Origin of the sequence: Pelomonas parva, assembly GCF_043555835.1 — a bacterium.
Taxonomy (GTDB): domain Bacteria; phylum Pseudomonadota; class Gammaproteobacteria; order Burkholderiales; family Burkholderiaceae_C; genus Pelomonas; species Pelomonas parva.
This window is the reverse complement of the sequence record NZ_JBIGHV010000012.1, coordinates 1-18,437: the sequence shown is the minus strand read 5'-3', so window position 1 is coordinate 18,437 and position 18,437 is coordinate 1. Positions and strand designations below refer to the sequence as shown.

The 18,437-nt window shown below is 63.3% G+C and carries 15 protein-coding genes; 14 read left to right on the top strand and 1 reads right to left on the bottom strand.

Annotation, left to right across the window (positions count from 1 at the left end):
• Positions 1-17: 17 nt before the first annotated feature.
• The 14 genes from ACG00Y_RS25570 to ACG00Y_RS25505 all read left to right on the top strand — a co-directional run bounded on the left by ACG00Y_RS25570 (position 18) and on the right by ACG00Y_RS25505 (position 16,967).
• On the top strand, positions 18-986 hold the full coding sequence (locus ACG00Y_RS25570) for an adenylate/guanylate cyclase domain-containing protein (protein ID WP_394483895.1): 969 nt from the start codon (positions 18-20) through the stop codon (positions 984-986).
• Between the two features lie 150 nt (positions 987-1,136).
• Entirely contained in the window at positions 1,137-2,234 is a 1,098-nt protein-coding gene (hemH, locus tag ACG00Y_RS25565) for a ferrochelatase (protein WP_394483893.1), read from the top strand.
• Positions 2,231-2,653 (top strand): RNA-binding S4 domain-containing protein, encoded by a 423-nt coding sequence (locus tag ACG00Y_RS25560; protein WP_394483891.1) that lies wholly within the window; start codon positions 2,231-2,233, stop codon positions 2,651-2,653. The genes hemH and ACG00Y_RS25560 overlap by 4 nt, the downstream gene beginning before the upstream one ends.
• An 81-nt stretch (positions 2,654-2,734) precedes the next feature.
• Positions 2,735-3,253: a nucleotide exchange factor GrpE gene (gene grpE / locus ACG00Y_RS25555; protein ID WP_394483889.1), complete on the top strand. Its 519-nt coding sequence runs from the start codon at positions 2,735-2,737 to the stop codon at positions 3,251-3,253.
• Positions 3,254-3,338: 85 nt separating this feature from the next.
• Entirely contained in the window at positions 3,339-5,342 is a 2,004-nt protein-coding gene (gene dnaK / locus ACG00Y_RS25550; protein WP_394484213.1) for a molecular chaperone DnaK, read from the top strand.
• Positions 5,343-5,405: 63 nt separating this feature from the next.
• The gene (dnaJ, locus tag ACG00Y_RS25545; RefSeq protein ID WP_394483887.1) at positions 5,406-6,563 is read left to right on the top strand and encodes a molecular chaperone DnaJ; all 1,158 of its coding nucleotides are present in this window, start codon (positions 5,406-5,408) and stop codon (positions 6,561-6,563) included.
• 243 nt (positions 6,564-6,806) lie between these two features.
• Complete coding sequence (locus ACG00Y_RS25540; protein WP_394483885.1) at positions 6,807-8,447, top strand: response regulator; 1,641 nt, start codon at positions 6,807-6,809, stop codon at positions 8,445-8,447.
• A gap of 172 nt (positions 8,448-8,619) precedes the next feature.
• On the top strand, positions 8,620-10,290 hold the full coding sequence (locus ACG00Y_RS25535) for a phosphoethanolamine transferase (protein ID WP_394483883.1): 1,671 nt from the start codon (positions 8,620-8,622) through the stop codon (positions 10,288-10,290).
• 757 nt (positions 10,291-11,047) lie between these two features.
• Positions 11,048-11,416 (top strand): SxtJ family membrane protein, encoded by a 369-nt coding sequence (locus ACG00Y_RS25530; RefSeq protein WP_394483881.1) that lies wholly within the window; start codon positions 11,048-11,050, stop codon positions 11,414-11,416.
• A gap of 11 nt (positions 11,417-11,427) precedes the next feature.
• On the top strand, positions 11,428-13,257 hold the full coding sequence (locus ACG00Y_RS25525; RefSeq protein WP_394483879.1) for a carbamoyltransferase family protein: 1,830 nt from the start codon (positions 11,428-11,430) through the stop codon (positions 13,255-13,257).
• A 5-nt stretch (positions 13,258-13,262) separates the two neighbouring features.
• Positions 13,263-14,432 carry a hypothetical protein gene (locus tag ACG00Y_RS25520; RefSeq protein ID WP_394483877.1) on the top strand — a complete coding sequence of 390 codons (1,170 nt, stop codon included), beginning with the start codon at positions 13,263-13,265 and terminating at the stop codon, positions 14,430-14,432.
• A 31-nt stretch (positions 14,433-14,463) separates the two neighbouring features.
• A complete protein-coding gene (locus ACG00Y_RS25515; RefSeq protein ID WP_394483875.1) occupies positions 14,464-14,616 on the top strand; it encodes a DUF5989 family protein in 153 nt (50 codons plus the stop codon).
• A 2-nt stretch (positions 14,617-14,618) separates the two neighbouring features.
• Entirely contained in the window at positions 14,619-15,587 is a 969-nt protein-coding gene (locus tag ACG00Y_RS25510) for an SGNH/GDSL hydrolase family protein (protein ID WP_394483873.1), read from the top strand.
• Between the two features lie 15 nt (positions 15,588-15,602).
• On the top strand, positions 15,603-16,967 hold the full coding sequence (locus ACG00Y_RS25505) for an MBOAT family O-acyltransferase (RefSeq protein ID WP_394483871.1): 1,365 nt from the start codon (positions 15,603-15,605) through the stop codon (positions 16,965-16,967).
• A 107-nt stretch (positions 16,968-17,074) separates the two neighbouring features.
• On the opposite strand, the gene ACG00Y_RS25500 is transcribed toward ACG00Y_RS25505, so the two are convergent.
• Positions 17,075-18,199 carry a PA0069 family radical SAM protein gene (locus ACG00Y_RS25500; RefSeq protein WP_394483869.1) on the bottom strand — a complete coding sequence of 375 codons (1,125 nt, stop codon included), beginning with the start codon at positions 18,197-18,199 and terminating at the stop codon, positions 17,075-17,077.
• Between the last annotated feature and the right edge of the window lie 238 nt (positions 18,200-18,437).

Sequence of the window (18,437 nt, the reverse complement as noted above, 5' to 3'; positions counted from 1 at the left end):
CGTCCTACACTGAACCCATGACCGCGATCAGAGAGCGCACCGTCCTCTTCGCCGACCTGCGTGGCAGCACCGGGCTCTACGAGTCCCTCGGCAATGCCGAGGCCAGCGGCCTGGTGACCCAGACGGTCAGCCAGATCAGCGAGGCCGTGCTGGAGAGCGGCGGCCATCTGATCAAGACCCTCGGCGACGGCCTGATGGCCGCCTTCGAGACGCCGCGAGACGGTGTGCGCGCGGCCCAGCGCATGCAGGAGATGCTGGAGCGCACCGTGCAGCGCGCGCGCCGGCTGAACAACCCCGCCATGCTGGCACTGCGCCTGCAGGTGGCGCTGGCGCGCGGTGAGGTGGTGGAGCTGAACGGCGACTGCTTCGGCGACGCGGTCAATGTCGCGGCCCGCCTCATCGACCACGCCGGCGACGGCGAGATCCTCATCACGGCCGAGGTGCTGGCCGGCCTGCATCGCGCCTCCAAGGGGCGCTTTCGCAGCCTGGACCGCATCTCCGTGCGCGGCCGCATCGAGCCCGTGCACGTCTACCGCATGGACGCCACCGTGCTGCTCGGCGCCGACGACACCGCGACGCAGTTCGGCGAGCCGATGCGCTCGGTCGACCCCGACGGCATGCGCCTGGTCTGGCAGGATCTGGACCGCGTCTTCGACATCGGCGCCATGCCCATCGTGCTGGGCCGCAGCGTGCAGGCCACCTACTGCATCACCGACGCCCGCGTGTCGCGCTCGCATGTGCGCATCGACTGGCAGGGCAGCAGCTTCGAGCTGACCGACCTCTCCTACAACGGCACCTATGTGCGCTTCGGTGACTCAGGCGAGTTGCTGAGCCTGAAACGCGGCAGTTGCACGCTGCACGGCAGCGGCGTCATCGGCCTGGGTGGCGTGCCGGGCGATGAACAATCACCCACCGTGCGCTTCGAGGTGCTGCACTTTGCAGACACGGAGCCCCAAGCTTTCGGTGGACCCCGCTCACGGCGCTAGACATGGAGCCCCTCGTCCAAGGACTACCTTGGCCGGTCCCCCGAGGGGCCGGCGATGCTTGCGGCGTTGAGCCGCAAGCACATCGCCCACGCGGGCCGGCTTGGGAGCGGCCCGGCGCTCGGCCCGCAACTACCGAGCACCTCTACTGACATGCCCTTTCTTCCCGAACCGCCGCAGCGCCACGGCGCCGCTTCTGCTGGCCCCGACACTGGCGTGCTGCTGTGCAACCTCGGCACGCCCGACGCGCCGACCGCACCCGCGCTACGCCGCTACCTCGCCCAGTTCCTCGCCGACCCGCGCGTCGTCGAGATTCCCAAGCTGATCTGGCTGGCCATCCTGCACGGCATCATCCTGCGCGTGCGGCCGGCCAAGTCGGCGGCCAAGTACGCCACGGTCTGGATGCCCGAGGGCTCGCCGCTCAAGGTCTGGACCGACAAGCAGGCCAAGTTGCTGCAGGGTGTGCTGGGCGAACGCGGCCAGCGCGTGCGCGTGGCCTATGCGATGCGCTACGGCCAGCCGGCCATTGCCGCCACGCTGGACGCACTGAAGCGCGAAGGCGTGAAGCGCGTGCTGGTACTGCCGGCCTACCCGCAATACTCGGGCGCGACGACGGCCAGCGTCATCGACGACGTGGCCCGCTGGGCGCTGCAGACGCGCCATCTGCCGGAACTGCGCTTCATCAACCGCTATCACGACGACGCTGCGTACATCGCGGCCCTTGCCCAGACCGTGCGAGAGCACTGGCAGCGCCATGGCCGCGCGGACAAGCTGGTCATGAGCTTCCACGGCATGCCCGAGCGCACGCTGCACCTGGGCGATCCCTACCACTGCGAATGCCTGAAGACCGGCCGGCTGCTGGCCGAGGCGCTGGGGTTGAAGGACGGCGAATGGCTGGTGACCTTCCAGAGCCGCTTTGGCAAGGCCAAGTGGCTGGAGCCCTACACCGAGCCCAGCCTCGTCAAGCTGGCCCAGGGCGGGCTGAAAACGGTGGACGTCATCTGCCCCGGCTTTGCCGTCGACTGCCTGGAGACGCTGGAGGAGATCGCCCAGGAGGCGCGCGACGCCTTCCTCGCCGCCGGCGGCCAGCGCTTTGCCTACATCCCCTGCCTGAACGACCACCCGGCCGGCATGCGCGCACTGGCCAAGCTGGCTGAGCGCCATTTGCAGGGCTGGCCGACCGACTCGCCCCACCCGGACACGCTGGCGTTGCAACACCAGAGGGCGCTGGCGGCCGGAGCGAAGGAATGAGCGAAGCGCCGGCGAGCATGCGCCTGGACAAATGGCTGTGGGCGGCGCGCTTCTACAAGACCCGGGCGCTGGCCGTCGATGAGATCAACCTCGGCCGGGTGCGTGTCGGTGGCGTGCCGGTCAAGCCGGCGCGGGACGTGAAGGTGGGCGATGTGCTGAGCATCCGCATCGGCGCGCTGGCCCGCGAGGTCTCGGTGCTCGGCTTGTCCAGCCAGCGCGGCCCGGCGCCGCAGGCGCAGGCGCTCTATGCCGAGACGCCCGCCAGCATCACCGCCCGCGAGGCCGCCGCCGAGGCGCGCCGACTGGCGCCGGAGCCGGCAGCCTCCATCGAGCAAGGCCGCCCGACCAAGCAGGACCGCCGCCGGCTGGCGGACTGGGACCGGTGGTCGGCCTCGGTGGATGACGAAGATCCGGGTTGACCCGGACAAATCGTTCCGAATCTCCCCTCTTGAAACCAGGGCATCGCGCCTCATGTCGAGGCGGTCACCCCTTTTTCTGCCATGACGACCGAACATCCCCTGCCCGAAGACGCAGCCGGCGAGCCGACGGCCGCCGAGTTGAACCCCGAAATCAAGATCGCCGAACTGGAAGGCCGCCTCGCCGAGATGAGCGACGCCTACCTGCGCGCCAAGGCCGAGGCCGAGAACGTGCGCCGCCGTGCCGAGGAAGACATCTCCAAGGCCCGCAAGTTCGCTGTCGAGAGCTTTGCCGAAGCCATGCTGCCGGTCATGGACAGCATGGAGGCGGCCATCGCCACGCCCAGCGCCAGTGTCGACACCGTGCTGGAAGGCGTGCACGCCACGCGCCGCCAGCTGTCCAGCGCGCTGGAGCGCAACCGGGTGGTCGAGATCAACCCGGGTCAGGGCACCAAGTTCGACCCGCACCAGCACCAGGCCATCTCCGTGGTGCCGGCACCGACCCAGGACGCCAACACCGTGGTCGCCGTGCTGCAGAAGGGCTTTTTGATCGCCGACCGCGTGCTGCGGCCCGCCCTCGTGACGGTTTCCGCGCCTCGCTAATGACTTGGGGACAGACCTTGGCGCGCAGCGACATGCTCTGTCCTCACTAGTTAACAGGCGCCACGCCCTTGAATCGGCGCCAGTTATCCACAACTCGAATACATCACCAAATCCTCAGGAGTTCCAAATGGGAAAGATCATCGGCATTGACCTCGGCACCACGAACTCGTGCGTGGCCGTCATGGAAGGCAACACCACCCGCGTGATCGAGAACGCGGAAGGCGCGCGCACCACGCCGTCCATCATTGCCTACCAGGAAGACGGCGAGATCCTCGTCGGCGCCTCGGCCAAGCGCCAGTCGGTGACCAACCCGAAGAACACGCTGTACGCCGTCAAGCGCCTGATCGGTCGCAAGTTCGCCGAGAAGGAAGTGCAGAAGGACATCGACCTGATGCCCTACACGATTGCCGCTGCCGACAACGGCGACGCCTGGGTGGAAGTGCGCGGCAAGAAGTTCGCGCCCCCGCAGGTGTCGGCCGAAGTGCTGCGCAAGATGAAGAAGACCGCCGAGGACTACCTCGGCGAGGAAGTGACCGAGGCCGTCATCACGGTGCCGGCCTACTTCAACGACGCCCAGCGCCAGGCGACCAAGGACGCCGGCCGCATCGCCGGCCTGGACGTCAAGCGCATCATCAACGAGCCCACCGCCGCAGCCCTGGCCTTCGGCCTGGACAAGCACGGCAAGGGCGACCGCAAGATCGCCGTCTATGACCTGGGCGGCGGCACGTTCGACGTCTCCATCATCGAGATCGCCGACGTCGACGGCGAGAAGCAGTTCGAAGTGCTGTCGACCAACGGCGACACCTTCCTGGGCGGCGAGGACTTCGACCAGCGCATCATTGACTACATCGTCACCGAGTTCAAAAAGGAACAAGGCGTCGACCTGACCAAGGACGTCCTGGCCCTGCAGCGCCTGAAGGAAGCCGCGGAGAAGGCCAAGATCGAGCTGTCGAACTCGTCGCAGACCGACGTCAACCTGCCCTACATCACGGCTGACGCGACCGGCCCGAAGCACCTGAACGTCAAGCTGACCCGCGCCAAGCTGGAGTCGCTGGTGGACGAGCTGATCGAGCGCACGATGGCGCCTTGCCGCATGGCCATCAAGGATGCCGGCGTGTCGGTCAGCGACATCGACGACATCATCCTGGTCGGCGGCATGAGCCGCATGCCCAAGGTGCAGGAGAAGGTCAAGGAGTTCTTCGGCAAGGAGCCGCGCAAGGACGTCAACCCCGACGAGGCCGTGGCCGTCGGTGCCGCCATCCAGGGCCAGGTCCTGGGCGGCGAGCGCAAGGACGTGCTGCTGCTCGACGTCACCCCGCTGTCGCTCGGCATCGAGACGCTCGGCGGCGTGATGACGAAGATGATCAAGAAGAACACGACCATCCCGACCAAGTTCGCGCAGACGTTTTCCACGGCTGACGACAACCAGCCGGCGGTGACCATCAAGGTCTACCAGGGCGAGCGTGAGCTGGCCCAGGCCAACAAGTCGCTGGGCGAGTTCAACCTCGAAGGCATCCCGCCGGCACCGCGCGGCGTGCCGCAGATCGAGGTCTCCTTCGACATCGACGCCAACGGCATCCTGCATGTCGGCGCCAAGGACAAGGGCACCGGCAAGGAAAACAAGATCACCATCAAGGCGAACTCCGGCCTGTCCGAAGCCGAGATCGAGAAGATGGTGAAGGACGCCGAAGCCAACGCGGCCGAGGACAAGAAGAAGGTCGAGCTGGTGCAGGCCCGCAACCAGGCCGACGGCCTGGTGCACAGCGTGCGCAAGTCGCTGAGCGAGCATGGCGACAAGCTCGAAGCCGCTGAAAAGGACGCGATCGAAGCTGCTGCCAAGGACGTGGAAGAAGCCATCAAGGGCGATGACCAGGCCGCCATCGAGGCCAAGACCGAGGCACTGATGACGGCCAGCCAGAAGCTGGGCGAGAAGATCTACGCCGACCAGCAAGGCGCGCAGGCCGCTGCGGCGGCAGCCGGGGCCGGCGCTGCCGAGCAGCCGCAAGCTGCACCGCAAGGTGAAGCCAAGCGCCCGGCCGACGACAACGTCGTGGACGCCGAGTTCAAGGAAGTCAAGGACAGCAAGTAAGCCTCCCTGACCCCGGCCCGGGAGCGCTCACGCGCCCCCGGGCCTTTGCTTTACGAGACGAGCATGGCTTCCAAGCGCGATTACTACGAAATCCTCGGCGTCGCCAAGAACGCGACCGAGGAGGACATCAAGAAGGCCTACCGCAAGCTGGCCATGAAGCACCACCCCGACCGCAACCAGGGCGACGGGGCGAAGAAGGCCGAGGAACAGTTCAAGGAGGCCAAGGAGGCCTACGAGATGCTGTCCGATGCGCAGAAGCGCGCGGCCTACGACCAGTACGGCCATGCCGGCGTCGACCCCAACATGGGCGGCGGGCGCGGCGGGCCGGGCGCGGAAGGCTTCGGCGGCTTTGCCGAGGCCTTCGGCGACATCTTCGGCGACATCTTCGGCGGCCAGGGTGGTGGCGGTCAGCGCCGCGGCGGCGGTGGCCAGCAGGTCTACCGCGGCAGCGACCTCAGCTACGCAATGGAGATCACGCTCGAAGAGGCGGCTCGCGGCAAGGAGACGCAGATCCGCATCCCCAGTTGGGAAGGCTGCGAGACCTGCGGCGGCACGGGCGCCAAGCCCGGCACCAGCGCCAAGACCTGCGGGTCATGTGGAGGCTCGGGCACGGTGCATATGCGCCAGGGCTTCTTCAGCATCCAGCAGACCTGCCCGCACTGCCATGGCAGCGGCAAGATCATCCCCGACCCCTGCACCAGCTGTAACGGCCAGGGCAAGGTCAAGAAGCAGAAGACGCTGGAGGTCAAGATCCCGGCCGGCATCAACGAAGGCATGCGCATCCGCTCGGCGGGCAATGGCGAGCCCGGCGTGAACGGCGGTCCGAGCGGCGACCTCTACATCGAGATCCGCATCAAGCAGCACGACTTGTTCGAGCGCGACGGCGACGACCTGCACTGCACCATGCCGGTGTCCATGATCACCGCCACGCTGGGCGGTTCCATCGAGGTGCCGACGCTGGGCGGCAAGGCCGAGATCGAGCTGCCCGAGGGCACGCAGCATGGCAAGACCTTCCGCCTGCGCGGCAAGGGCATCAAGGGCGTGCGCTCCAGCTACCCCGGCGACCTGTACTGCCACATCGCCATCGAGACGCCGGTCAAGCTCACCGAGCATCAGAAGAAGCTGCTGAAGGAGCTCGACGAATCGCTCAAGAAGGGCGGCGAGAAGCATTCGCCCAACGCCAAGAGCTGGACGGACCGCGTCAAGGACTTGTTCAAGTAAGCCGGCGCGGCACCCAACCCCGCCAAGCCGCGGCCTCCGCAAGGAGCCGCGGCTTTTTCACTGCCGCCGGATGAGTGCGCGGCGGATGTCACGGAATGCACCGCCAACGCGCGTAAACCAGCTCACGCCTGCAGACGCAGAAACCCTAAAGTCCGCCGGCCCTCATACCGACTACTCATAAGTGATGCCGATTCCGCCACCTGCGCTCAGAGTCCACGGCCCCGCGCCGGGGAAGGGGGCCGCATGCAGTTGATGGATCAGCACATCCAGGCCGCATCGGCGCTGATCATCGACAGCAATGCCAACTCGCGCAGCCTCATGTCGGCGCAGTTGCGCGACCTGGGCGTGGGCACGGTGCGCCAGACCAGCCGGGTGAAGGACGCCCGCGTGCTGCTGGAGCACCAGACCTTCGACATCGTGCTGTGCGACTACCACTTCGACAGCAGCGAGACCTCGGGCCAGGACCTGCTCGACGAGCTGCGCCGCGAAGGCCTGCTGCCCTACTCCACCGTCTTCGTCATGGTGACCAGCGAGGCCACCTACGCCAAGGTCGCCGAGGCCGCCGAGGCCGCGCTGGACGCCTACCTCATCAAGCCCTACACCAGCGCCAACCTGGCCGAGCGCCTGGCAAGCGCGCGTCAGCGCAAGCGAGTGCTGAAGGACATCTTCGACGCCATCGAGAACCAGGATTTCCAGACCGCGGCCGACCTGTGCCTGGCGCGCTTCGAGGCCAAGTCCAAGTACTGGCTCTACGCCGCCCGCATCGGTGCCGAGCTGCTGCTGCGCCTGAAGCGCTTCGGCGACGCCAAGGTCTTGTACGAGGCCATCATTGCGGCCAAGACCGTGCCCTGGGCACGCCTGGGCGTGGCGCGTACAGAGGTGGCCAGCGGCAACCTGCAGGCCGCCCGCCGCACGCTGGAGAACCTGATCGGCGAGCTGCCCGACTTCGCCGACTCGCACGACCTGATGGGCCATGTGCAGATGGAGCAGGGCGACCTGGCCCAGGCGCTGAAGACCTACCAGACCGCCGCGACGTTGACGCCCGGCTGCCTGCTGCGCCTGCAGCGCTCCGGGTCGCTGGGCTTCTACGTCGGCCAGCGCGCCGACGCGCTGAAGATGCTGGAACGGGCCATGTCGCAGGGCCTGCGCTCCAAGCTGTTCGACATGTTGAGCCTGGTGCTGATCGGCCTGATGCGCTTTGACGCCAAGGACACCAAGGGCTTCAAGTACGCCCACGACTCGCTGGCCGCCGCGCTGGAGCGCTCACCAGGCTCCATCCGGCTGCGCCGTTTCGACCTGCTCTTCCGCGGCCTGGCCTTCCTGCTGGAGCGGCGCGTGGGCCAGGCCCTCGTCGTTGCGCGGGATTTCACGGAGGACGCCGCCAGTGGCAGCTTCGACCTGGAGGCCGCCTCGCTGCTGACGGCGCTGTGGATACGCCTGTCCAGCCAGGAGGTGGAGCTGGAAGAGATGATGCCCATCCTCCAAGGCCTGGGCATGCGTCACTGCTCGGCCAAGGCCAGCACCGAGATCCTGGTCGCGATGACCGAAGGCCATCTGGGCGCGGCAGAGCAGTTCCGCGACTGCCACCAGAAGATCTTCAGCGTCGCCGAAACCGCGATGCGCCACTCGATGCGCGGCAGTGCCAAGGTGGCGGTGGAGCTGCTGATCCAGCAGGGCGAGCTGACACGCAATGCCAAGCTCATCGATATGGCCGGCCTGGTGCTGAAGCGCCATGCGGACAAGATCGACGGCGCCGACGCGCTGGGCGAGCAGATCGACGTGCTGTACGGCCGCTATGTCAGGCCCATGACCGGCGGCCCGGCCAAGCGGGCGACCGGCGGCGTGGCGCTGCGCACCGCCACCGCACCGGCGCAAGCCGCTTGAGACGGAGCCCCTCGTCCAAGGCGTACCTTGGCCGGTCCCCCTCGGGGACGGCGATGCTTGCCGGATTGACCGACAAGCACATCGCCATGGCGGGCCGGCTTGGGAGCGGCCCGGCGCTCGGCCCGAATACGACGCATTTCTGAACAGCCCGCCTTCCTTCCCTCGCTCTCCGATGCCCTTGTTCAAGCGCCTGCTCGCCTGGTTCCATCCCGACACCTCACGCCCTCTGACCCAGGCCTGGCTGGCCGCCCTGTGGATGGGCCTGTTCGCGAACTGGCCGATGTGGCTGCAACTGCACGCCATGGCCGACGTCGGCAGCCCGTTCATCGCGGTCTTCGCCGGCATCGTGACCGTGGCCACCGGCGCGCTGCTGAGCCTGCTGGCCTGGCCGCGCCTCATCAAGGCCGTGCTGGTCGTGCTGCTGCTGAGCGCAGGCGCGCTGGCCCATTTCATCGGTAGCTACGGCATCGTCTTCGATCCGACCATGGTCGTGAACCTGGTGCAGACCGATGTGCGCGAAACGCGCGACCTGCTGAACTGGCGGCTGCTGCTGAGCATCGTGCTGCTGGGCGCCCTGCCCGCCTGGTGGCTGCTGCGCCGGCCTGCGGCGCCGCGCCAGTCGGCGGTGAAACGCCTGTGCGGCAACTTCACGGCCTTTGCGCTGGGCATCGCCGCCATGGTGGTGCTGGCGCTGGGCATGTTCGCCGACCTGTCCTCGACGATGCGCAACCACAAGAGCGTCCGCTACATGGTCACGCCGCTGAATGGTGTCTATTCGCTCAGCGTCGCGGCGGCCCGGCGCCATGCCACACGCAGCGGCCCGCCCGCCGTCATCGGCGCGGATGCCCGCCTGCTGCCGCGCGCTGCAGGAACCAAGCCACCGCTGCTGCTGCTGGTCGTCGGCGAAACGGCGCGGGCCATGAACTTCAGCCTGAACGGCTATGAGCGCCCCACCAACCCGGCGCTGTCCAAGCTGCCTGCGACGCAGCTCGTCAGCCTGCGCAAGGTCACGTCCTGCGGCACGGCCACGGCGGCCTCGCTGCCCTGCATGTTCTCGCCGCTGGGCCGCGAGGCCTTCGGCGACCTGAAGGGCAGGCAGGAGAACCTGCTCGACCTGCTGCAGCGCGCCGGCCTGGCCGTGCTGTGGCTGGACAACCAGAGCGGCTGCAAGGGCCTGTGCGCGCGGGTGCCCCACAGCTTCACGACCCAGCTGCCCGAGGGCGCCGCACCGCTGCCGCCCGGCTTGTGCAAGGGCCGCGAATGCTTCGATGAAGCCCTGCTGCATGAGCTGGACAAGCGCATCGCCGCACTGGACCCGGAGCGCCTGGCGCGCGGCCTCGTGCTCGTCATGCACCCGATGGGCAGCCACGGCCCGGCCTACTACAAGCGCTCGCCGCCCGATCTCAAGCCCTTCCAACCCGAGTGCCGCAGCAACGCCTTGCAGCAATGCCCGCGCGAGCAGGTCGTCAACGCCTACGACAACACCATCGCTACCACCGACCGACTGCTGGCGCGCGCCATCGACTGGCTGCAGACGCAGCAGGCCTTCGATGTCGGCATGCTCTACGTGTCTGACCACGGCGAGTCGCTGGGCGAGAACGGCCTGTACCTGCACGGCATGCCCTACGCGCTGGCGCCGCGTGAGCAGACGCATGTGCCCATGATCCTGTGGGCGCCCGAGAGCGGCGCGCTGGCGGCGTCGCTGCAACCCGGCTGCCTGGCCGGCCTGCGCGACCGGCCGGTGTCGCACGACCACTTGTTCCACACCACGATGGGCTGGGTGGGCGCACGGGCCGACGTGTACAAACCAGGCTGGGATCTGCTGGCCGCGTGCAGGAAGTAGACGCCCAGAGAACTTCTAAACGGTAGAACGCCAAGCAGGTGCCGTTGCGTTAGCTACCAAAGGGCGCCATTCAAGCCGCGAAGACTCCCGGAGCGCGGCGCGCCCCTGTCCGTCGCGTCGCTTGAGCCAGGGTACGATGCCGCGCCGCCTGCGTCGACCGCGCGCGCAAATGCCCGGACAGGGAACCCTGAAGGCGGGCCAGCCCCAACTTCTCCCCCATTCGGCCAAGACGGCGAGCTGTGCCCACCGTGCCACTAGCCAGAAGCGCTCCAGACCGGACGATCGGCAGACATGGAGTTCGGTCCTTGGTGATTTTCTTCCCGTCTGCAGTTGGGTCCTGTTGGAAGCCAGAGAGATGCTGCGTAACTTGATCCGAGCCCTTGAGGCCGAGCAGTCGATTGCCAAAGCTGCATGCGGCAGGTCCACTCTTGAACGCACATCATGCTGCCGACCCGCAGAGAGATTGCCAGAGCTGAGCCCCTGGACGACTTGCTGATGGTGGGATCGGAGAGCTTCAACCCGGCAAAGTCGCCCTCAGAAGCGGACTGGTACCTCACGGCTTCCGGCGAGACCTATAGCGACCACAGCGCGCCATGCGCTCCCGCCGACCACTCGCCCGTGCAATCCCTTCGGGCTTCGCTGAGTGTCTTCAGATTGAGTTATTCAGGCGCGCCGTACGCAAGCCGGGCCTTTGAAAATTATCTAATGGCGCGGAACGCAGGCAAGTTCGGCGATAAATGCCTGAGAGGATGAGATCGTGAACAACAGAGTATTCGGATCAATATGGTCCCTTATTATTTTAGGCCTTTCCCTTTCACCCCTACTGCGAGGACAATCTATCCATCTACCGACCGCAAGTGCCGCACTACTGCTCGCGCTGGTCACCTTGGTAGCGCCCAGACTGCTCACGCGGCCGAACCGCCTCTGGATTCACTTCGGCAAATTGATGCACGGAATTATCAGCAACGTGGCGCTCTTTCTTATTTATTTTCTATTCCTGACCCCAGGGGCTGTACTGTTGCGATTGTGTGGTCGCAATGAGCTCAAATTGAAAATTGACCCCAAGGCAACAACGTACTGGAATCAGCGCTCATCCGACAAAACCGATTTCAATCGACCATACTGAACGCCGAATCCATGAACATTCTTGGAATTTCCGCTTACTACCACGACAGCGCAGCCGCACTGATTCAGGACGGCGTCGTCGTGGCGGCGGCCCAGGAAGAGCGTTTTACCCGGAAAAAGCAGGATGCTGGGTTTCCGCGCGCTGCCGCCCTCTTTTGCCTTGATGCTGCGCACAGCGCAGAAATCGACCATATCGTCTTCTACGACAAGCCGCTTCTCAAATTCGAGCGCCTGCTGGAGACCTATCTCAGCTTTGCCCCAAAGGGGTTCCGCTCCTTCCGCGCAGGACTGCCGGTTTGGGCCAAGGAAAAGTTGTTCCTGCGCTCGCTGCTGACAAAAGAATTGGCCGCACTACCCGGCTGTACGCCTGCGTCCCAAGATCTATTGTTTTCAGAGCACCATTTGAGCCACGCGGCATCCGCTTTCTACCCTTCCCCGTTCTCTGAAGCGGTCGTCCTGACGATGGACGGAGTAGGCGAGTGGGCAACGACATCAGTGGCCATAGGCCGCGGCCGGGAACTGCGGATCGTTCGCGATCTGGTCTTTCCACATTCACTCGGACTACTGTATTCCGCATTCACAAGCTACGCGGGGTTCAGAGTAAATTCCGGCGAATACAAGCTCATGGGTCTTGCGCCATATGGAGAGCCACGTTTCGCGAAGAAGATTTACGAGCATCTCGTTGACGTGAAGCCAGATGGCACTTTTCGGTTGAATCAGCGTTATTTCAACTATTGCACCGGCCTGAGCATGACGAACGCGCGCTTCCAGCAACTCTTCGGACAGCCGCCACGTCTACCAGAGAGCCCGCTGGAAGATTTTCACGCCGATATCGCAGCCTCAATTCAACAGGTTACCGAAGATATCATCCTGCGAATGACGCGCGCTCTGGCAAAAGAAACAGGCCAAAGGAATCTATGCTTGGCTGGCGGGGTCGCACTGAACTGCGTTGCGAATGGAAAAATCCTTGCGGACGGCGCGTTCGCGCATGTATGGATACAGCCCGCGTCAGGCGACGCAGGCGGCGCACTCGGCGCGGCTCTTGCCGCCTACCACTTGCACGCCGAGGCGCCTCGCAGCGTGCATCACCCAGACGCCATGTTTGCGAGCGCGCTTGGTCCGGAATATTCACCGGCAGAGATCGAAGCGGCACTGCTGGCCGCAGGTGCTCGCTCAGTCTTTGTGAAAGACGATCTTCTGTTCGACGAAACCGCTGAAGCACTGGCTGCGGGTGAAGTGGTGGGATGGTTTCAGGGTCGAATGGAATTCGGCCCGCGCGCTCTCGGCAATCGATCCATCCTCGGCGACCCGCGCCGAGCGGATATGCAAAAGAAGCTGAACCTGAAGATCAAGTTCCGTGAAAGCTTCCGCCCGTTTGCGCCTTCAGTCCTGGCCGAGGAGGCAACTGAGTGGTTCGACATGCATGCACCGACCTCACCGTACATGCTGACCGTAACAAAAGTGGCCGAACAACGCAGAGTGGTCTCCGCGCAGCACGCGGCGGCCCACCATGGGATGAAGGATCAGCATCTGGTGCGCTCAACCATCCCCGCCGTGACCCATACTGACTTTTCTTCCCGAGTCCAGACAGTTCAAGCAGGCCAGAATCCCCGATATCACCGCCTCTTGAAGGCATTCTCAGAGATCACTGATTGCCCAATGCTCATCAATACAAGCTTCAATGTACGGAATGAGCCGATCGTGTGCACGCCGAGCGAAGCATTTGCTTGCTTCATGGCAACAGACATGGACCGATTGGTCATAGGCAATTTCGTATTGAAGAAGTCAGAGCAGAATCGCGCGCTGGCCGTGAATTACGCCTCGAATTACGAGATGGACTAGTTGCAATGGCACATCCCCCTTCTCAAGAAAATTCCATGCTCCGCAGAGTTCTCATCGGTCTGTTTCAGATCACCATCGTTGTGTGCCTGATCGACGGATTTCTGGACATCAGCTATTCAGTAGTTCAGCACGCCAAATTTCATTTACGAGAGAAAATCACTGATTTAAGCGCCGCCGGAGGATCTGATCGCGAATCACGCGCCGCGCTTCGCATACCGATGGACGGCCTGCCCGTAAAAAACTTGCCCGGCATTCGCAACATTCTGAAGGAATACAAGTCCCCTGCTCTGAATGTCGACGCCAACGGCCGTCGAGAAAACGGTCGCCCCTATACCAGCCAGCCAGGTCACATAGGGTTCTTACTCGGATCATCAACCGCATTTGGCTACAAAGTCAGCGACAATCAAACGATTTCAGCTCAACTGGAGTCCGCAATGCCGGACACGCATGTATACAATTATGCCGGCCTGGGCCAACCGACCTCAGACAATCTAATGCGCTGGCAGGATCTGCAGAACAAGCACTCCAATCCGGACTTCGTCATTCTAGCCGGCTTGACCTATCAACTATATATTGACTGCACGCCGTCGCCCCCGATCAAGCAGGGGCGTTCAAACATATTTTTTCATTTGGCGAAAATCACAACAAGCACTACACCCGAGCCCGCCTGCCAGTCCAGCGACAACATTGAGTTGGCCATATCAAACTCGATCATGTCAATTCAAAATGCTGTAGCTTTCGGCCGAAATACCGGTGTCCCGTTTTATCTGGTGTACCTCCCGACTCCTTTCGATGAGAACTCAAATATCAACCATCTCATCGAAAATGCGAACGAAGATGCAAAAAAGCGTGTACTGAACTTGCAAAAGGTATACAGCAGATACCATCAAGAGCTGACGAAATTGAATATTCCAGAATTTGTCGACCTCTCGCGCGCATTACCTGCAGACAAGACATACTTCTTGGATTTTGGCGGGCACTTGACCAAGGACGGCAACGCAATTGTTGCGCAAGCACTCGCTCAATATATTCAACCAGCCATTTCGTCGCGCCCGCCGCAGCGCCTTCAAGACCCCAGTTCTTCAGATCATCGTGCGCCAGTGAGTTATATCAGCAGCCTTCGAGCGGGAAGTGTGGAGTGTGTCCAACCGCCGCATGACTGCTTGCACCACTGACCCCTCATAAGTATTTTATTCGGAGCACAGCGTGAAATTTCTAAGCGACATTTTTGGTTTTTTGTTCAAGAAGAAATCTAGACTGGTGCTGCTACCTTTCATGATTGTGATATTGCTGTTCGCGGTTCTTTTCGTCGTACTGGCGAATTCCGCTTGGGCGCCGTTTGTCTATGCGGTTTTCTGAACATGACAGCGCGAGAAAATCCGGTCAAAGCGTTTATATCGGCAGCCGGGCTGGTGCTGTTGGGCCTGTTGATGGCGGGAGCCGCAGTCGAAGGACTCGTACGCTTGGCGACATCGTCTCAGCAGAACTATCTGATTGAGATGTGGCGCTACGCAACGCTGCTGAAACGCAAGAGTACCGACCCGGCCATCGGCCATGAGCACGTCGCCGGCGCGTCAGCGCGGCTGCAAGGCGTTGACGTTTCCATCAACTCGCTCGGCATGCGGGGGCCCGAACCAGATCTGCAAACCGCCGGGAAGCGCAAGGTCGTCATCATCGGTGACTCGACAGCCATGGGTTGGGGCCTGCCAGAAAACGAGACGCTGCGCGCTCAACTTGCAGCTCAGCTCGGGCCGACTGCGGAAGTGCTGACGACTGGCGTTGGCAACATGAACATGGCTCAAATCGTCGCCAACTGGCTGCGACATTCAGAAAAGATTTCCGCAGATGCAGTGATCGTCCTGGCCACGGCCCGTGCGCCCGCTCTCCAAGAAGCAGGTCAGGCCGGTTGGCTGGTTCGCCATAGCCAAGCGTATGCGTTGCTAGTCTCGTTTATCGACATCGCGATCTCAAATACACCAGGAGAGGCCGGGTTGGTCGCGGCCTATAAAGATATGTGGGTTGGTGGCCGCGGCCGAATGAGCATGGATCGAGCGCTTGACAGGTTGAAAGCAGACCAGGCAAAGAAGGGATACCAGGTGATTGTGATGCTGGTCCCGGAGCCGCACAGCTTCAATCCCTATCACTTCCACTTCATGACCGAAGCGATGCGAAGCGAATCCGAAAAGCGCGGCTGGACTTTCCTTGATCCGCTTCCGAGTATGCAAAAGCAGCCAGCACAGCAGTACTGGGTTGCCAACAATGACGTCCATCCAAATGCCAAGGCGTTTCTATTGATGGCAGATCTGCTGCGTCCGCACCTATCTCATTGAGGGGCAGTTCAGCCAATGTTGTTTCAGCTGCCTTCGTTCCTGCTGTTTTTCCTGATTTTCTGCACACTTTTCAATTTCTGCCCACGGCGGTTGAGGCTTGCGTTCGTCACCGCAGCGAGTTTGATTTTCTACGCATGGTGGTACCCACCCAATGTGTTGTTGCTAATTGCCATGGTGATTGGCTGCTGGCTGATGTTGCTGCTGGTGTCTCACGATCGCCGTTGGCTCGCGCCATGTGTCGTCGCATCACTGATACCTCTCGCCCTCTACAAATATGCGGACTTCTTGCTCGCAACTTTCGACGGCCTCTCCGGCTTCGAATCAGCCCGCCTCGGATGGACACTGCCGCTGGGCGTATCTTTTGTCACCTTCACCATCATCAGCTACCTCGTCGACACAGCGCGAAAGCCTGAAAAGCAGCGCCCCGGCTTCTGGGCTACAGCGGTATATATAACGTTCTTTCCCCACCTAATCGCCGGACCAATCCTTCGAGCTAGACACATCTTGCCGCAGTTGAGTCAGCTGGGCGTGTGCCGGAACGGTTGGATGCCTAACCTTGCGCTGTTTACTGTTGGCATGCTGAAAAAGGTGCTTGTGGCCGATCCGGTCGGCGCCTATGTTGACAAGCTCTACGCCGCGCACACCACCCTTTCGGCCTGGGAAGGTGCCGCTGCAATATTCGGATTCTCGATCCAGATCTATTGCGACTTCAGCGCCTATTCCGATATGGCTATCGCGCTGGCAGGCATGTTGGGAATAGCATTCCCGGAGAATTTCAGATCGCCTTATGGCGCTGCATCGATGGGCGAGCTCTGGCAACGCTGGCACATCACTTTGAGCTTCTGGCTACGCGATTATGTTTTCAAACCGCTGCACAGCAGGTTGCAAAAATATTCCCGCCATCTTTCGCTCATTGTCACAATGGGAATATCTGGCCTGTGGCATGGCGCAGCATGGACGTTTGTCGTTTGGGGATTGGCCCACGGGGTACTGAGAGCCCTGGAAAGCGTCACCGGCTACAGCGCCTACGCAGCCAGCGCGTCCGGGATGAGCCGCCGGCTGTGCATTCTCCTGACATTCCTGATATGGAGTTTGCTGGCGGTGATATTCCGCTCGCCCTCAATGTCCGTCGCTTATGACGTCCTCTTTGGTAGTTTCTCGGCCGGCGGATGGGGCGAATGGCCGGACGCGGCCACGGTGCCTGTGCTCCTCGGAGTCGGCGTGCTGGTGCTGCACACATTTGATCGCACTGAAACCATTCGCTCCCTAGCTTCGAAAATCCCGACAACGGTACTGGCTCCTGTGCTGATCATGTTGTGCATCGGATGCGCAGCGATTGCGTCGATGCAGCCGGCCAACTTCTACTACTTCGAGTTTTAGCGATGAAGTTGTGGCGCATCGTTTCGCGACATGGCTGCGCGGGGCGGCGCCGAGATCCCGAGACCGTCCCGCCACAACAATCGGGCACGATCCGGATCGACGCTTTCCTAGAACAGGCTGCCCTGCGTGCTTGTCTTCTGCGGTTTGCGGAACACGGCAAGCTGCACCGGCCGCCGTTCGTTGCGCAGCCCCAGCTTCATGACCGCCCGCCGCAGCCGCGCCTGCAGCAGCTCGGCCCAGATGCCCTCGCCGGTGAAGCGCGTGCCGAAGCGCGCGTCGTTGTCCTTGCCGCCGCGCATGTCACGGATGCGCGCCATCACGCGCTCGGCGCGGTCGGGGAAGTGGCGATGCAGCCAGTCCTGGAACAGCGGGTTCACCTCCCAGGGCAGGCGCACCGGGATGCTGAAGGCACTGCTGGCACCGGCCGCCGCAGCGGCCTCGAGGATGCGCTCCAGCTCGGGCTCGTTGATGAACGGAATGATGGGCGACACGCTGACGCCCACCGGCACGCCGGCTTCCGCCAACGCCTGGATCGTGCGCAGCCGCCGTGCGGGCGCAGCAGCGCGCGGCTCCAGGATGCGAGCCAGGTCGTTGTCCAGCGTCGTGATGGACAGGTAGACCGATACCAGCCCCTGAGCGGCCATCGGCGCGATCAGGTCCAGGTCACGCTCAATGCCGCTGCTCTTGGTGACGACCGAGAACGGGTGGCTGGTCTCATGCAGCACCTCGATGATGCGCCGCGTGATGCCCAGCTTGCGCTCGATGGGCTGGTAAGCATCGGTGGCCGTACCCAGCACCAGCGAGCGCGGCTCGTAGCGCGGCGAGGCCAGTGTCTCGCGCAGGCGCTCCGCCGCATTGACCTTGGCCACGATGCGCGTCTCGAAGTCCAGCCCCGGCGACAGGTTCAGGTAGCTGTGCGTGGGCCGCGCGAAGCAATAGATGCAGCCCTGCTCGCAACCGCGGTAGGGGTTGATGGAGTAGTCGAAGGAGATGTCCGGCGACTGGTTGCTGGTGACGATGGCCCTGGCGTGCTCCTCCATGATCTGTGTCGCCACCGGGACCTGCTCCTCGGCGGCGTTCTGGTCCAGCGAGCCCCAGCCGTCGTCGTACTGCTCGCGCTGTTGCGCTTCGAAGCGATGTGGCATGGCGGTCGCCGTGCCGCGGCCCTTGATGGACTCAACGGGCACGAGAGCCGGCTGGGCGGCGGCAATACGGGTGGGTGTTTGCGACATGCTGTGAATATATACAGCATCTACGTGTTTGCGCGCCTGAACTCCAAGCCCCGGAGCAGGCTTCGCCCGCTTTCACCGGCCAGCGCGGCCGCGCCTGACGAGCACGTCAGTAGTCGGACCTGCAAAATTCCGAATCGCCGATTCAAGCTGCTGCGACGAGCCCGTTGGGCCAGCGGCGCAGCAGCGACGGGAGCGCTTGTCGGGCTTGGGGATGACGCTGTGGCATCGCCTTGGCGCG

Coding starts and splice junctions, on each gene's coding strand:
- ACG00Y_RS25570 (WP_394483895.1), top strand. CDS start 18: ATGACCGCGATCAGAGAGCGCACCGTCCTCTTCGCCGACCTGCGTGGC.
- hemH (WP_394483893.1), top strand. CDS start 1,137: ATGCCCTTTCTTCCCGAACCGCCGCAGCGCCACGGCGCCGCTTCTGCT.
- ACG00Y_RS25560 (WP_394483891.1), top strand. CDS start 2,231: ATGAGCGAAGCGCCGGCGAGCATGCGCCTGGACAAATGGCTGTGGGCG.
- grpE (WP_394483889.1), top strand. CDS start 2,735: ATGACGACCGAACATCCCCTGCCCGAAGACGCAGCCGGCGAGCCGACG.
- dnaJ (WP_394483887.1), top strand. CDS start 5,406: ATGGCTTCCAAGCGCGATTACTACGAAATCCTCGGCGTCGCCAAGAAC.
- ACG00Y_RS25540 (WP_394483885.1), top strand. CDS start 6,807: ATGCAGTTGATGGATCAGCACATCCAGGCCGCATCGGCGCTGATCATC.
- ACG00Y_RS25535 (WP_394483883.1), top strand. CDS start 8,620: ATGCCCTTGTTCAAGCGCCTGCTCGCCTGGTTCCATCCCGACACCTCA.
- ACG00Y_RS25525 (WP_394483879.1), top strand. CDS start 11,428: ATGAACATTCTTGGAATTTCCGCTTACTACCACGACAGCGCAGCCGCA.
- ACG00Y_RS25520 (WP_394483877.1), top strand. CDS start 13,263: ATGGCACATCCCCCTTCTCAAGAAAATTCCATGCTCCGCAGAGTTCTC.
- ACG00Y_RS25510 (WP_394483873.1), top strand. CDS start 14,619: ATGACAGCGCGAGAAAATCCGGTCAAAGCGTTTATATCGGCAGCCGGG.
- ACG00Y_RS25505 (WP_394483871.1), top strand. CDS start 15,603: ATGTTGTTTCAGCTGCCTTCGTTCCTGCTGTTTTTCCTGATTTTCTGC.
- ACG00Y_RS25500 (WP_394483869.1), bottom strand. CDS start 18,199: ATGTCGCAAACACCCACCCGTATTGCCGCCGCCCAGCCGGCTCTCGTG.